The sequence below is a fragment of the Paraglaciecola sp. L1A13 genome, from assembly GCF_009796745.1.
Taxonomy (GTDB): Bacteria; Pseudomonadota; Gammaproteobacteria; order Enterobacterales; family Alteromonadaceae; genus Paraglaciecola.
Genome location: NZ_CP047024.1, coordinates 4,867,099 through 4,880,731, shown reverse-complemented (window position 1 = coordinate 4,880,731; position 13,633 = coordinate 4,867,099). Strand labels below are relative to the sequence as shown.

The 13,633-nt window shown below is 43.2% G+C and carries 11 protein-coding genes and 1 pseudogene; 5 read left to right on the top strand and 7 right to left on the bottom strand.

Annotated features, from left to right (window positions below):
- Nucleotides 1-157 precede the first annotated feature (157 nt).
- Nucleotides 158-1,421 (top strand): annotated as a pseudogene (locus GQR89_RS20840) (MATE family efflux transporter).
- On the opposite strand, the gene GQR89_RS20835 reads toward GQR89_RS20840, so the two are convergent.
- Nucleotides 1,366-1,644 carry a hypothetical protein gene (locus GQR89_RS20835; protein ID WP_158772003.1) on the bottom strand — a complete coding sequence of 93 codons (279 nt, stop codon included), beginning with the start codon at nucleotides 1,642-1,644 and terminating at the stop codon, nucleotides 1,366-1,368. The pseudogene GQR89_RS20840 and the gene GQR89_RS20835 overlap by 56 nt on opposite strands.
- A 16-nt stretch (nucleotides 1,645-1,660) precedes the next feature.
- Nucleotides 1,661-2,239, bottom strand: a complete 579-nt coding sequence (gene nfuA, locus GQR89_RS20830) for a Fe-S biogenesis protein NfuA (RefSeq protein ID WP_158772002.1) — start codon at nucleotides 2,237-2,239, stop codon at nucleotides 1,661-1,663.
- 147 nt (nucleotides 2,240-2,386) lie between these two features.
- Between nfuA and GQR89_RS20825 the strand changes: the two genes are divergently transcribed.
- Nucleotides 2,387-4,948, top strand: a complete 2,562-nt coding sequence (locus GQR89_RS20825) for a M14 metallopeptidase family protein (protein ID WP_158772001.1) — start codon at nucleotides 2,387-2,389, stop codon at nucleotides 4,946-4,948.
- 23 nt (nucleotides 4,949-4,971) lie between these two features.
- Here GQR89_RS20825 and GQR89_RS20820 read toward each other — a convergent pair whose 3' ends face one another.
- The gene (locus GQR89_RS20820) at nucleotides 4,972-5,670 is read right to left on the bottom strand and encodes a ComF family protein (protein WP_158772000.1); all 699 of its coding nucleotides are present in this window, start codon (nucleotides 5,668-5,670) and stop codon (nucleotides 4,972-4,974) included.
- A gap of 75 nt (nucleotides 5,671-5,745) precedes the next feature.
- Here GQR89_RS20820 and bioH point away from each other — a divergent pair, with 75 nt between their 5' ends.
- The 3 genes from bioH to GQR89_RS20805 all read left to right on the top strand — a co-directional run bounded on the left by bioH (nucleotide 5,746) and on the right by GQR89_RS20805 (nucleotide 7,856).
- On the top strand, nucleotides 5,746-6,522 hold the full coding sequence (gene bioH, locus GQR89_RS20815; RefSeq protein WP_158771999.1) for a pimeloyl-ACP methyl ester esterase BioH: 777 nt from the start codon (nucleotides 5,746-5,748) through the stop codon (nucleotides 6,520-6,522).
- A gap of 68 nt (nucleotides 6,523-6,590) precedes the next feature.
- On the top strand, nucleotides 6,591-6,857 hold the full coding sequence (locus GQR89_RS20810) for a hypothetical protein (protein WP_158771998.1): 267 nt from the start codon (nucleotides 6,591-6,593) through the stop codon (nucleotides 6,855-6,857).
- A 36-nt stretch (nucleotides 6,858-6,893) separates the two neighbouring features.
- On the top strand, nucleotides 6,894-7,856 hold the full coding sequence (locus tag GQR89_RS20805) for a putative metalloprotease CJM1_0395 family protein (protein ID WP_158771997.1): 963 nt from the start codon (nucleotides 6,894-6,896) through the stop codon (nucleotides 7,854-7,856).
- A gap of 125 nt (nucleotides 7,857-7,981) precedes the next feature.
- Here GQR89_RS20805 and GQR89_RS20800 read toward each other — a convergent pair whose 3' ends face one another.
- From GQR89_RS20800 to fkpA, 4 genes are all read right to left on the bottom strand, one after another.
- Complete coding sequence (locus tag GQR89_RS20800) at nucleotides 7,982-8,431, bottom strand: hypothetical protein (RefSeq protein ID WP_158771996.1); 450 nt, start codon at nucleotides 8,429-8,431, stop codon at nucleotides 7,982-7,984.
- Between the two features lie 357 nt (nucleotides 8,432-8,788).
- Complete coding sequence (locus GQR89_RS20795; protein WP_158771995.1) at nucleotides 8,789-11,119, bottom strand: Tex family protein; 2,331 nt, start codon at nucleotides 11,117-11,119, stop codon at nucleotides 8,789-8,791.
- A gap of 730 nt (nucleotides 11,120-11,849) precedes the next feature.
- A complete protein-coding gene (greB, locus tag GQR89_RS20790; RefSeq protein ID WP_158771994.1) occupies nucleotides 11,850-12,326 on the bottom strand; it encodes a transcription elongation factor GreB in 477 nt (158 codons plus the stop codon).
- 555 nt (nucleotides 12,327-12,881) lie between these two features.
- The gene (gene fkpA / locus GQR89_RS20785; protein WP_158771993.1) at nucleotides 12,882-13,631 is read right to left on the bottom strand and encodes an FKBP-type peptidyl-prolyl cis-trans isomerase; all 750 of its coding nucleotides are present in this window, start codon (nucleotides 13,629-13,631) and stop codon (nucleotides 12,882-12,884) included.
- Nucleotides 13,632-13,633: the final 2 nt, after the last annotated feature.

Below are 13,633 nucleotides of genomic sequence, written 5' to 3'. Positions count from 1 at the left end.
CATTGAATTCTCTCAGCATAATGTGCTGGTTCAGCTTTGATAAATTATATTTTTCTTAAATTCGGTAGATAGCGATTTGGCTCAATCACACGTTTCAACGCACCAAGGATTCTGGCATCGCGCCTCTCATCAGCAGCTGATTTTGCTAGCATTACCCATGATCCTGAGCAATATAACGACTCCACTAATCGGCATGGTCGATACGGCAGTGCTGGGTCACATGGGGAGCAGTCAATACCTTGCCTGGTGCGGCGATAGCCTCACTTATTCTGACTCAAATCTACTGGTTATGTGGCTTTATTCGAATGTCGAGCACAGGCCTTAGTGCGCAAGCAAAAGGCGAGCAGGACGCTGAAGCGAAAAGTCGAGTGTTTTGGCAAAGTTGTAGCGTAGCGCTCGTTCTCGGCTTAGTTATATGGGCAGTGCAAAAGCCCTTACTAACACTGGGTGTTCACTTTGCCCAGCCAGAAACGCAACTATTAGAAGTGATTCAGCAGTATTTTAGTGTGCGTATAGCTGGCGCTCCAGCTGCCTTAGTGAATCTTGCGATAATCGGATGGTTAATCGGTCAGCAAAAGACTAAACAAGTACTTTATATTCAAATTTTTGCCAACCTACTCAATGCTGGGTTGAGTATATTGCTGGTTTTTGTGTTTGACCAAGGCGTGAAAGGCGTCGCACTGGCGAGTGTTGCCGCTGAATACAGTATTTTGCTACTTGGTATGTGGGTGGCGTTTAAAGGTATGGGATTACTTATGCCTCATCGGGCACTATGGCGATGGTCTTCACTTGCGCAGCTAATGAGCCTTAATGGATACAGTTTTGTGCGCAATCTAGCACTGCAGGTGTGCTTAGCTTTTGTGATTTTTCAGGGGGCTAGATTTGGTCCTTTAACCGCTGCCAGTAATGCGATTATTATGCAGTTTTTCGCCTTGATTGCGTTAGGCCTAGACGGTATTGCTTATGCGGTTGAAGCACTGGCAGGTGAGGCTAAAGGCAAGAACGATGCGCAAGAAATAAAGCAAGTCGTACTTCGCGGGTTGTTATGGTCCGGTGTGGTCGCTACGCTTTATAGCCTAAGCTTTTTGTTATTTGGTCGACAAATTATTGCTATTTTAACGGATTTACCTGAGCTGAGATCCTTCACGGAGCACTACTTATTGATCATTTGGTTATTGCCCATTATTAGCCATTGGTGTTTCTTGCTTGATGGAATTTTTGTGGGATTGACCCGGGCCAAAGCCATGCAAAATAGCATGCTACTTAGCGCAGTGTGTTTCTTCTTTCCTAGTTGGTGGTTACTGCAAGATTATCAAAATTATGCATTATGGATTGCGCTATTGCTGCTTATGTTAGGGCGAGGCCTTAGTCTTGGTGGCTATTTCGTTTACCTTTATCGTGCTCAGCGCTTGTTAGGCTAAATGCACTTTGCATACGGTAAGCAAGAATGCCAACGTAGCCATAAAGGGCATAAACACTGCCAATAATAAGTGCGAGTAGCCCAGGAATTTGTAACCAAACCCAGCTATTGGCACCTAATAATACCAACACGACACCAATACAAAAAAAACCAAGGCCGTATTTAAAACGACCCCAGCTTTTGTGAGGATCAGCCGCTAACCTAGAGAGCGATTTTTTTTGCATTGCACGGGTCTATTTACTAGTAGTACGAGTGCTCACCGGCTTCGTGCTCGGTGGCATCTTTGACTGCAGTCAGTTCGCCAGAAAACTGTGCAAGCATTTGTTTTTCGATGCCATCTTTGAGCGTTACATCAACCATCGAGCAGCCGTTACAACCGCCACCAAATTGCAATATGGCTTCGCCTTTATCAGTAATTTCCACCAACATTACTTTACCGCCATGGCTGGCTAGTTGTGGGTTGATCTCTGCCTCGATCATATACTGTATGCGCTCTTCAAGAGGCGCGTCGTCATCGACCTTACGTGCTTTGGCATTCGGGGCTTTTAACGTTAACTGAGAGCCCATTTGGTCGGTCACGAAATCAATTTCGGCTTCGCTCAAAAACGGTGCGCTTTCCGCATCAACGACTGCATCGAAGCCATTAAATTCAAGGGTGATATCCGTTGATTCAACTGCGTCAGGTGGGCAATAAGACACACCACATTCCGCACTTGGCGTACCAGGATTAACAACAAACACCCGAATATTACTGTCAGGCTCTTGTTTTTCAAGCAATTTACAAAAATGCGCTTGGGCTGTATCTGAGATAGAAATCATAAAAAAGGTCCTGTTGTAGAAACATATGAAGATTATATCAAAATTACTTGACTAAAACACTCAAGTAATAAGGTTTGCTTATGTTAATTTCAGCTTAAATATGCGAACCTTTTAAGCTTATTTTGCGGTAATAAAAGGTTTATCTATATGAAGCGCGGTTGTTTTTTGGGATTTGTAAGTCTAATTTTGTTTTCCTTTTCGGCCCAAGCCCTAATCGACAGCGACTATTTACCCAATAATACGCAATTTCGTGATGATATTCCTAGCCCTTCCCAAGTCATCGGTGCGCCAGTCGGGGAATGGCACGTCCGCCATGATCAGCTAGTCGAATACATGCGTATCTTGGCCGCTAAGTCTGACCGGGTTAGCATACTAGAAACAGGTCGTTCACATGAAAACCGCCCTCTTTTATTACTGACCTTTAGCTCAGCTAAGAACCAGCAAAACTTAGCATCAATTCGTCAACAACACGTGTCGTCATTTGGTCAAAAAAGCGCACCAGATCAACCGCTTGTCCTATGGATGGGCTACAGCGTGCATGGCGATGAATCGTCAGGCGCTAATGCCGCGTTGTTAATCGCTTATTACCTTGCAGCAGCTAAAGGCGAAGCTGTTGAAGCCTTGCTTGATAACAATGTGGTGCTGATGGAGCCCAGTATCAACCCCGATGGCTTGGCTCGATTTGCCCAGTGGGCTAATGGCAATCGTGGTCAGCAGCTAGTCGCAGATCCTAATCATAGAGAGCATCAACAGCCTTGGCCGAGTGGAAGAACTAATCATTATCTATTTGATTTAAATCGGGACTGGCTATTGCTGACTCATCCTGAATCACAAGCGCGTATTGCTCAGTTTCATCGTTGGCGACCTCATGTGCTAACTGATTTTCATGAAATGGGCACTAACAGTAGTTATTTTTTCCAACCAGGTATTGCTTCACGCAATAACCCGTGGACCCCGGCGCGCAATACTGAGCTAACGGCCGAGCTGGCAAAGTTTCATGCAGCCGCCTTAGATAAAACTAAACAGTTGTATTTCACACAGGAAGCATACGACGATTTTTATTATGGGAAAGGGTCAACCTACCCAGATGCCCAAGGCTCAATTGGTATTCTGTTCGAGCAAGCAAGTAGTCGTGGGCATAAGCAAGAGTCTATTCATGGTGTGCTGAATTTTAGCGATACGATTCAGAATCAAGTAACGACATCTCTTTCTACGTTCACTGGCGCGCAAGCTAATAAAGCCGCGCTACTCGCTTACCCTGAGCAATTTACCGCGCAAACAAATAAGCTTATTAAAGATGATAAAACCGTCGGCTATCTGCTCAGTGAATCCCAAGACGCCAGCCGTTTTGCACAATTGAAATCTATTTTACAGCAGCATCAAATTAAGTTCAGTTACTTGGATAAAGAAGTCAGCGTGGATGATACCGTTTATCAGCCATTGTCGAGTATCTTTGTGCCGTTGAATCAACCCCAGTACCGTTTGGTTAAGTCATTGTTTTCAGAAAGAAAAAGCTTTAATGATAATAGTTTTTATGACGTATCAAGTTGGAATTTACCGCTCGCATTTAATATTCAATACTCTCCTGTTGAACGCAAGTTATGGCGGAATATCCCCGTTAATGATGAACAAAATGCGTCTGCTAAACAATTAACGGCCATTGATGGGAAAGACGCCTACGCTTTCGGATTTTCATGGCAGGACTCTAACGCCCCTAAGCTGCTTTATCGATTATTGGCTGGTGGTGTAAAGGTCAAAATAGCAGGTTCAGATTTCGCTGCCCTGACGACGCAAGGCAATATTAGTTTTACAGCAGGCTCAGTACTGATCCCGTTAGCACTAAAGCAACCCGATAATCTAGAGTCACTATTGAACGAAGGTGCAGCACAAAGCGAAATAAAAATTTGGTCTATACTATCTGGCTTGACCGCGCAGGGCATCGATATAGGCAGTCGTGATATGCACGGACTTAAAACACCTCAGGTATTATTGGTAGGTGGAGAAGGCACTTCGCAGTATGAAGTGGGAGAAGCGTGGCATTACCTTGATACTGTTGTTGAAATGCCAGTGACCATGACTGACTTATCGCGTTTACCTCGACTAGATTTAACGCGTTATAGCCACATTATTTGGGTCAGTGGTAATTACGCTGATGTGCCTGAAAAAACAGTGCGCACATTAGAAAAATGGTTATCGGCTGGGGGCGTAATGATAGGGCAGCGCACTGGTGCTAAGTGGCTTGCAGATAAGGATTGGTTAAAAGCGTCATTTTTCAGTCAAGATGAAATTAAACGCGCCTTTTCGACGACGGATTTAAATTATGCAGATCGCAATCAACTCGCGGCGAAACGACGTATTGCTGGTGCGGTTTTTGATACCCAGCTTGATTTGAGTCACCCCCTTACTTTCGGATTTACGCGTTCACATCTGCCGTCATTTAAAAATAGTACTGTGGTTATGCGAGTGCCTAAAACGCCATTTGTTACTGTGGGGCGCTATACGTCTACCCCCTTAATGTCTGGTTATGCTGCAGATGAATTACAAGCGCTAGTGAGCAAAAGTGCGTCAATTGTGGCTAACAGTGTAGGTAAGGGGAAAGTAATTGCCTTTGTGGACGATCCTAATTTTCGTGGTTATTGGCGGGGAACTAGGCGGTTGTTAAGCAACGCGATATTTATGTCTAATCTTATTGCCACCGATCAGCCATAATCCCTCAGATAGCTGTGGCCATGTTAACGTGATGGCTTACTATCATGTTCAAGAGTAAGGCACATACTCCAAATATCAATTTGTATGTTTGGGTTATGGCTTTTGATAAGTTGGTAAATAGCTTCAACCGTTGCACCCGTGGTGATGACGTCATCTAAAATCGCTATATGCTGGAATTTGACGGGACGATGTAGCGAGAACGCATTTTTCATATTGGCCTTTCTCTGTGAACTGGAAAGTGACGTTTGTGTTTGAGTGGCCTTATGGCGCGCAATTAAATCAGGTTTTAAAGCGATGCCTGTAAGAGCAGAAATGCACTTACCTAGCTCTATACTTTGATTGTATTTACGTGTTTGATAGCGCCGCGGATGTAATGGCACGGGTATTATTGCTTGGGGTAATGAATCATTTTTTCTTAAAGCGTGATGAAAAAAAAGCTCGGCTAACGCATTAGCATGCATAATTTTATTCGAAAATTTCAAACCAGTAATTAGGCGCGACAAAGGCCATTGATAATCTGCCATAGCCAATACATGATCAGCCGATAACAATTTAAGTCCCCGTTGTGCCTTTGGCCAATTCAGTAAGTTGTAATCATATTTTTCACATTCAAATAATACTAAATCTTGGGTGCAATACGCACAAACTAGCGCTTCAGTGCCTTGTTTACACAATAAGCATTGTTGATATTTAGATATATTTAACTTTGCAAAATTCCACACAAGAGCTGCATCCACTTGATTTCACGGTTTGCGTCTTTACACTAACGCGCTAATCCTTAAGCGTAGATGAAGTAAATGACAACAGCTTTAAAAACTCGTACATCAGGTAGTGGCCCCAATCTCGTTTTAATACATGGATGGGGTGTGAATAGTGGCGTTTGGCAACCGATTTCTGCGCAATTAGAGCAGCTTTTTAGCGTGACATATATCGATTTACCCGGATTTGGTCAGAACAGTAATGCATTTCCAGAAACGTATAGTATCGAGGCTGTGGCCGCTGACGTAGCTACCGTTATTCCGGCTAATAGTATTGTTATCGGTTGGTCGTTAGGAGGGCTAATTGCACAACAAATAGCCTTAACTGAGTCGGCAGCTATCAAACAACTCATACTCATAGCGACCTCACCTAAGTTTCAAAAAGATGATAGTTGGCCGGGTATCGCGCCTAATATTTTACGTGCGTTTTCACTGCAACTGGTAAAAAACCTAAGCAAAACAATCGATCGGTTTCTCGCTATACAAGCGATGGGTAGTCAGTCAGCGAAAACAGATATGAAAAAAATTAAAAGTAGTATCGAAGCATATCCGCAAGCTGATATTCAAGCCCTTACCGCTGGACTTGATATATTGGAATGTGTTGATTTAAGACCGAAGCTGCATACGCTAAAAATGCCAGTGCATTGGATGTTAGGGCGTCTCGACAGCTTAGTGCCGGTCAAGTTGGAAGATTATATACAATACTCCTTACCCGCTACCCACAGCGTGACAGTATTCCCTCACGCATCCCATGCACCATTTATCTCTCATACTGAAGAATTTTTGACTGATCTGGTAAGTAAAATCGACATGTAAAAAGTAACTGTTAAATTTCTCTTTTTTGGTTAATAATTAAGCATAAGAGGTAAGTAGAGGTAATCACAGTGGCAATTTCACTTAACAGCAATATTAATTCGGCATTTGCCAATGGTGTTCAAGGAATTCAGCGTTCCAGTGACCAGGTCGCTGAGGCAGCCCTAGACATTGCTAATGTAAATGGTGATTCGCAACGCCATAGTAATACTTCGAGCGTGAACCTGACCGATAGCATAGTTGATTTGAAAACCGGCGCATTAGGCGTCGAAGCGTCCGCTAAAGTAGTAGACGTAGCAAATGACACGATTGGTACCTTGTTAGATACCTTCGCCTAACAATAAATTATTTAACGGAAAAAATGATCTAAGAAAATGAACATCGTTACGCCCATTCCTATCGCTGTTGGGTTTCCGACAGCGAATATAAACACTGAAGCTGCACGCAGAGATAATACCCTGCGCGAAACAGTTCCAGCGACGACGGGGTCTGAAAATTCAGCCGCAGAGTCGGGCTTAGCCGGTGATCATGACAAAGTAAGAACGCCTGCTCAACCGCTTACGTACGAACGCCCCCAGATTCAGCCTCAAGGCGAGCCTGCATCTGATGTGCAGCAAAACGCAGATAAAGACAATGCCCAACAAGAAAGTGCAGGCAAAGACGATGCTGAACAGCAGCAGTTGGCGCAACAACAAGAAGAACAGCAAGAAAAAGCAGAAATAGACGAACTTCAAAAACGTGATACAGAGGTGCGTACTCACGAGCAGGCTCACGCTAATACCGGCGGTCAATATGCTGGCGCGCCTGATTACGAGTATACGACAGGTCCTGACGGTAAGCGTTATGCTACCAGTGGTGAAGTGTCTATTGATGTGTCAGAAGCGGATACACCAGAAGAAACGATCCGTAAGATGCAACAAGTCAAATCGGCTGCTCTTGCGCCAGCGGAACCTTCGCCGCAAGACTTGCGTGTTGCGACTGAAGCCAGCCAAAAAACGCTTGAAGCGCGCAAAGCATTGGCTGAGGACAAAAGCGAAAACACCTTAAGCGTAGCAGGCAGTGTTAGCGTAGAGAAAGGCAACGGTCAAACAACGCCTCAAGCGATATTTGGACCGGAATTAGATGAAATTGTACGTGGTACCAATGAAGGTACGTCTATCCGCGACTTAGATGCAGAAACGTCGTCCTTGAAAACTGAAAGTTCGCAGTCTGCTTTTAACGACGAAGCCGTTGCAGAGCAGCGTAACGGCAATACTTTAATGGCTGAGCAAGTTGTGCAGCGCTTTTATCAAAGTATCAGTGAACCGAAAAGCTACGGTTTGAATTACTCCGCTTAATAGTGCCAATTCTAATACATCTAAAACGCCTATAACCTCAGGTAAGCGGCGTTTATTCGTTGTGTCCTTAATATACGTTACACTAAGGCTAGCGTACAGTGAGTGCAACAGACAACGCTATAGCGCTAATAACCGAAATCATTCACAAACCGGCTTTTATCCTCAGGCGTTGCAGATTCATTACATTTACCAAGAATATGAAAGCGATTTTCCGATTCGTAGGTATCAATTTCAACGTATCCTTCACGACAATAGCCCGTTTCATTTAACTTCAACTCGAGGCGACTATAAAGCGCATTGAGCGAATTTTCGTTTGTATCTTCGCTGTCTGTTTTGCGTGAATTATTTCTGTCTGGAGGAGGGCCGCCTCGGCCGCCACGCTGTGACTTGTTTTTTCCACGGTCACCTTTTTCTTGGTTAGAGCCAATACTGAAATTGAAGACTTTGTCATTGGTATATTTGATATTGGTCACGAACATATCGCTTTGTTTTGTTTCTGGGCGATGTTTGCCTGCGCATGCACTTAGCACCATAGGCAACAATACCGCTAATGGAATAAATTTTTTCATTGTCATTGTTAAAGTTCCGCTTTATTAGGGTCAAGGAAACAAGAATTTACCCATTGTTTGACGTATTAGTTCTTATGTTAGTTTCGCTAGGGTATGTAAAAGCTATGTAAAGGTATTAATTTGCCGACGGTTGAATTTGAAGAGTAGCGAAGTTAATTTCTTAACGTGTGCTATGTAAAAAAGAGGCAGCGTTAAAGTTCGATGAGCTATACCGACTTAAGTGTTTTGGTCAATGGTGATGCGAGCAATTGTTTCTGACAACAATAAAAAATCCGCTAAACATAGTCAGCGGATTTTTATTTTCTTTTCGTCGGACGTTTTAAGGCTTATAGATTCTATCGCTGGCAACAGCGTGGTAGAAGCTTAGCTTTTTTTGGCTTTTGCAAAGGCATCAGCAAACGCGTTACCCATAGCTAGATTCGCTGAGGCTGGCTTGGGCTTTTTGTTGTGAGGCTTGCCCGATGGTTTATTAGCTTGATGCGGTTTATTTTCACTATTACTCCGGCCTTGATTTGCCGGTGTATTGATATCGTCGTCTAAGCGCATGGTGAAAGATACCCGCTTACGGGCGACGTCTACTTCCATAACTTTAACTTTGACAATATCGCCAGTTTTAACAATTTCGCGCGGATCAGAAATATATTTATTGGTCATGGCCGATATATGTACTAAGCCATCTTGGTGTACACCTACGTCTACAAAGGCTCCGAAATTAGCAACGTTGCTAACCACACCTTCTAAAATCATCCCTACTTTTAAATCACTCAACGATGACACGCCTTCTTTGAAGGTCGCTGTTTTAAACTCGGGACGCGGATCACGGCCAGGTTTATGTAATTCTTTAATAATGTCGCTTACAGTGGGTAGACCGAAAGTGTCATCAACAAACTGTTCTGGTTCAAGCTTCTTAAGTAGCTCGGTATTACCGATTAAGTCGTTGACTGCACTACCTGAATTTTTCACTATCGCTTGCACGACCGGATACGCCTCTGGGTGAACCGATGATGCATCAAGTGGATTGCTACCATTCACAATACGTAAAAATCCAGCTGCTTGCTCGTAGGCTTTAGGGCCTAAACGCTCGACTTTAAGTAAATCTTTGCGGCTAGCAAATGCGCCATGGGCATCTCTGAAATTAACGATGTTTGTTGCCAATGTGCGGTTTAAGCCTGATACATGGCTTAATAAGGCGGCAGATGCCATATTTAAATCTACACCCACAGCGTTAACACAGTCCTCAATCACTCTATCTAGTGAACGACCTAGGTTGCTTTGGCTGACATCATGTTGATACTGGCCAACACCAATGGCTTTAGGCTCAATCTTGACTAACTCAGCAAGCGGGTCTTGCAAACGCCGTGCAATAGATACTGCGCCCCTTAAAGACACGTCCATATCTGGTAACTCATTTGATGCCAGCTCTGAGGCCGAATAAACAGAAGCGCCAGCTTCACTTACCATTATTTTGCTTAGGCCTAACTCTGGATTCGCTTTAATTACTTCAGCCGCGAGCTTGTCTGTTTCGCGAGAGCCCGTACCGTTACCAATACTGATAAGCTTCACTTTATGCTGCTTACACAACATACCTAGCGTGCGTAAACTCTTATCCCATAAGTTCTGTGGAACGTGAGGGAATATGGTGCTGGTGGCTACAACCTTGCCCGTAGCATCCACAATCGCAACCTTCACACCTGTTCGTAAACCCGGATCGAGCCCCATGGTGTTTTTGGCGCCTGCAGGTGCCGCCATCAACAAATCATTAAGGTTTTTGGCAAAGACTTGAATCGCTTCCTGTTCGGCTTGCTCTTTAATCACGCCGAATAACTCGGTTTCCATATGCAGGGCAATTTTCACCCGCCATGCCCACTGAACAACAGTCATTAACCAAGCATCAGCAGGGCGATTAGCGAAATTTAATCCAAAGTGCTGAGCGATAATATGTTCGCCATGTGAGCTTTTATCACTGCCTTCTTTTTGTGGATCAGCGTCCATGGAAACCTGCAAGAAGTTTTCATTTCGACCACGAAAAAGAGCCAAGCAGCGGTGGGATGGAATTTTGCTCAAGCGTTCACTGTGTTCAAAGTAGTCAGTATATTTAGCTGCTTCTTTTTCTTTGCCTAGGATCACTTGACTCTTGATATGGGCATTTGCCATCAAGTACTGACGCACTTTTTGCAGCAATGCTGCGTCTTCTGCAAAGCGCTCCATTAATATATATTTTGCACCTTCTAACGCCGATTTTTCATCTGCCACACCTTTGTCTAAGGCAATAAACTTAGCGGCTTCGGCTTCTGGGGTTAAATTCGGATTATCAAAAAGGGTATCCGCTAACGGCTGCAAACCCGCTTCAATAGCGATCTGACCTTTGGTTCGACGTTTAGGTTTGTACGGTAGGTATAAATCTTCGAGTTCGGTTTTATTATCACAACTTAAAATGCTGCGCTTAAGCTGGTCTGTTAGCTTACCTTGTTCATCAATCGTTTTGAGGATCACGTTACGTCTGTCATTAATATCACGAAGATAAACCAAGCGTTGCTCCAGCAGACGAAGCTGAATATCGTCTAAGCCATTGGTCGCTTCTTTACGATAGCGGGCAATAAAGGGCACGGTTGAGCCTTCATCTAAAAGCTTGACGGCAGCTTGTACTTGAGTGGCGTTGACTTGAAGTTCACTCGCGATTTTTTCAATGATCATGTAACGGCCCTATTTTGGCGAATTTATGAAGGTATAAAGTAATTATGAAAATAGCTCAACAAGGCTATATATGGCCTTGACGGTAAAATACCAGAGTAAACAGACATTATTGTCGTTTATTTTTGAAATTGTCGAAATGGATTGTAGAGTGATGTAAAAAGGTCGCGGCTGAGAGGCTCTGACTTCTATTGATTAGGGCCACTAACTTTGAAATTGTTACGTTTTTTAGGAGGGGGTGTTTTGTTTGGCTATCTTTCAGTAAATCAACTGCTACGAGCATTCCAAAACGGTATTTGAAAAATATAAAAACGTCTGATGTAACACTAATAAAGTTCAAGGGGCCAATCGCATAGCTAAGGGATACTTTCACTTTCTTATGGCTACAACGAGTTAATTACTTACGCCAGAACATTGGATAGCTAAGCCTCAAACTATCAACACTATCATTTAGTATATCTAGTCATGTTTGTGGTATTTGTTATCGCTCTCGTTAAAGAGTTCCTAAATAAATCTACTAAACAGTAGTAAATATCTAGGACTTATATAGCCACTCCGGCTGAGTCAAATAGATCAAAGTTACTGGGTCAGAGATGCTGAAACGTAAATTTTGGGTTTTAGTCTAGACTAATTAGTCACTGCTTATTAGAGGAAGACGAGTGGTTAAATTTCTTCGACTTCATCTAGCGGGTAGCCCACCAAGAGAAAAAGAGGGCGGTGTGGGCTGCGCATTTTATTTCTTGTACTCTATCGAAGTGATATACCAGTCTTTACAGCCAGTGGGTGTTCTAACACTTGCCACATCATCCACTTCTTTTTTGATTAACGCACGCGCCATCGGTGAGTCAATGGATATATAACCCTTCGCATCACCGTAGATTTCTTCTGGACCAACGATACGAAACTTTTTTGTTTCTCCCTGATCATTCTCGATTTCCACCCACGCACCGAAGAATACTTTTCCATCTTGCTGGGGGGAGTAATAAACTATTTTCAGATCTGGCAGTAGTTTTCTTAAGTAACGAACGCGGCGATCAATTTCTCTTAGCTTTCGTTTGTTGTATTGATAATCTGCATTTTCGCTTCGATCACCTAAGCTTGCGGCCCAGGTGACGATTTTAGTGATCTCAGGTCGTTGCTTTAACCAAAGATCGTCGTGTTCATCATTGAGTTTCTTATAGCCCTCAGGCGTGATCAATTTTGTTTTCAAGCCTTAATCCCTTTCTACGTGGTAGCGAGTATTATTTGTGCGCAATATGTATGCGTTATGCCGATTAGCTATTATTTTTCATATTGGGCTTTAGATTTCAGAAAAACACGTGCTCTAGAGCAGCCTACATCTGCTTAAGCCTAACTGGAATAAAAACGATTTTATTAGCGTAATTTATTACAAAAAATAATGGCTTTCTAGGTATCGGTTTTTAGTTTGTAGGCTAATCTTAATACATCAAGTAGTTTGACAGCGGATACGCTTCAATTAACTAGTTGATTATATCAAATTCACCCTTTATTTTTTTGATGCTAAGGCAGGGCATCTGCAGAGATACAGCATACCAAGTTCAACCATTACCCGGATATTCTGGGCCAAATAACCCTTTTTAAAGGGTCTAAAACCGAGGGAACAAGGTTCAGCAAGGAAAGAAGCTGGTGAGTAATAAAAAACCGAACATCTGGTGATGCTCGGTTTTTTTATTTATTACAGTTTATTAATGATGGGTCTACACGACTTCAAACATTTACAAACCTAATTTCAACACGATAAAAATTATTCGCTAGCTTCTTCAGCTGAAGCTACATCTAATAATTCAACTTCAAACACTAAAGTTGAATTAGGTGTGATTTTACCTGTTGCGCGCTCACCGTAGGCTAATTCAGATGGGATAAAGAATTTGAATTTAGAGCCAACTTTCATCAATTGAACGCCTTCAGTCCAACCTGGAATGACGCGAGCTAATGGGAACGTTGCAGGCTCGCCACGGGTATAAGACGAGTCAAACTCAGTCCCATCAAGTAACGTTCCTTTGTAATGCACAGTTACCGTGTCTTCGGCCGTAGGAGAAACACCTTCACCTTCTGTTAGCACTTCATACTGTAAACCTGAATCGGTTACTGTCACTTCTTCACGCTCGGCATTTTCAGCCAAGAATTTTTCCCCGTCGGCAACATTGGTTTCAGCTTTTGCATCAGAAATGGCTTGTTGCTTTTCGCGAGAAGAGGCTTCCATGGCTAAAGTAAGCGTTTGAATTTCTTTCATCTCAAGCTGTGATTGTCCTTGCAGGGCAGCAACAAAACCTTTAACCACTAAATCTTTATCAAGGTTAACGTCTAATGCTTGTTGTTCTGCCATTTTCTGCTCAATAAACTGACCCACGCTCGCACCCATAGCATAAGCTTGTTGCTGTGCTTCGGTATCAAGCTTTTGCTCTTCAACTTTTAATAAATCCGTGTTTTGTTGACCACAGGCGGTAAGGCCAATGGCTGAGGTAATTAAAATCGCGATAGCAGTTTTTTTCATTT

Excerpts from the sequence above, each read along its gene's own strand:
- GQR89_RS20825 (WP_158772001.1), top strand. The coding sequence starts at position 2,387 with ATGAAGCGCGGTTGTTTTTTGGGATTTGTAAGTCTAATTTTGTTTTCC.
- GQR89_RS20805 (WP_158771997.1), top strand. The coding sequence starts at position 6,894 with ATGAACATCGTTACGCCCATTCCTATCGCTGTTGGGTTTCCGACAGCG.
- GQR89_RS20835 (WP_158772003.1), bottom strand. The coding sequence starts at position 1,644 with ATGCAAAAAAAATCGCTCTCTAGGTTAGCGGCTGATCCTCACAAAAGC.
- nfuA (WP_158772002.1), bottom strand. The coding sequence starts at position 2,239 with ATGATTTCTATCTCAGATACAGCCCAAGCGCATTTTTGTAAATTGCTT.
- fkpA (WP_158771993.1), bottom strand. The coding sequence starts at position 13,631 with ATGAAAAAAACTGCTATCGCGATTTTAATTACCTCAGCCATTGGCCTT.
- GQR89_RS20800 (WP_158771996.1), bottom strand. The coding sequence starts at position 8,431 with ATGACAATGAAAAAATTTATTCCATTAGCGGTATTGTTGCCTATGGTG.
- GQR89_RS20795 (WP_158771995.1), bottom strand. The coding sequence starts at position 11,119 with ATGATCATTGAAAAAATCGCGAGTGAACTTCAAGTCAACGCCACTCAA.
- bioH (WP_158771999.1), top strand. The coding sequence starts at position 5,746 with ATGACAACAGCTTTAAAAACTCGTACATCAGGTAGTGGCCCCAATCTC.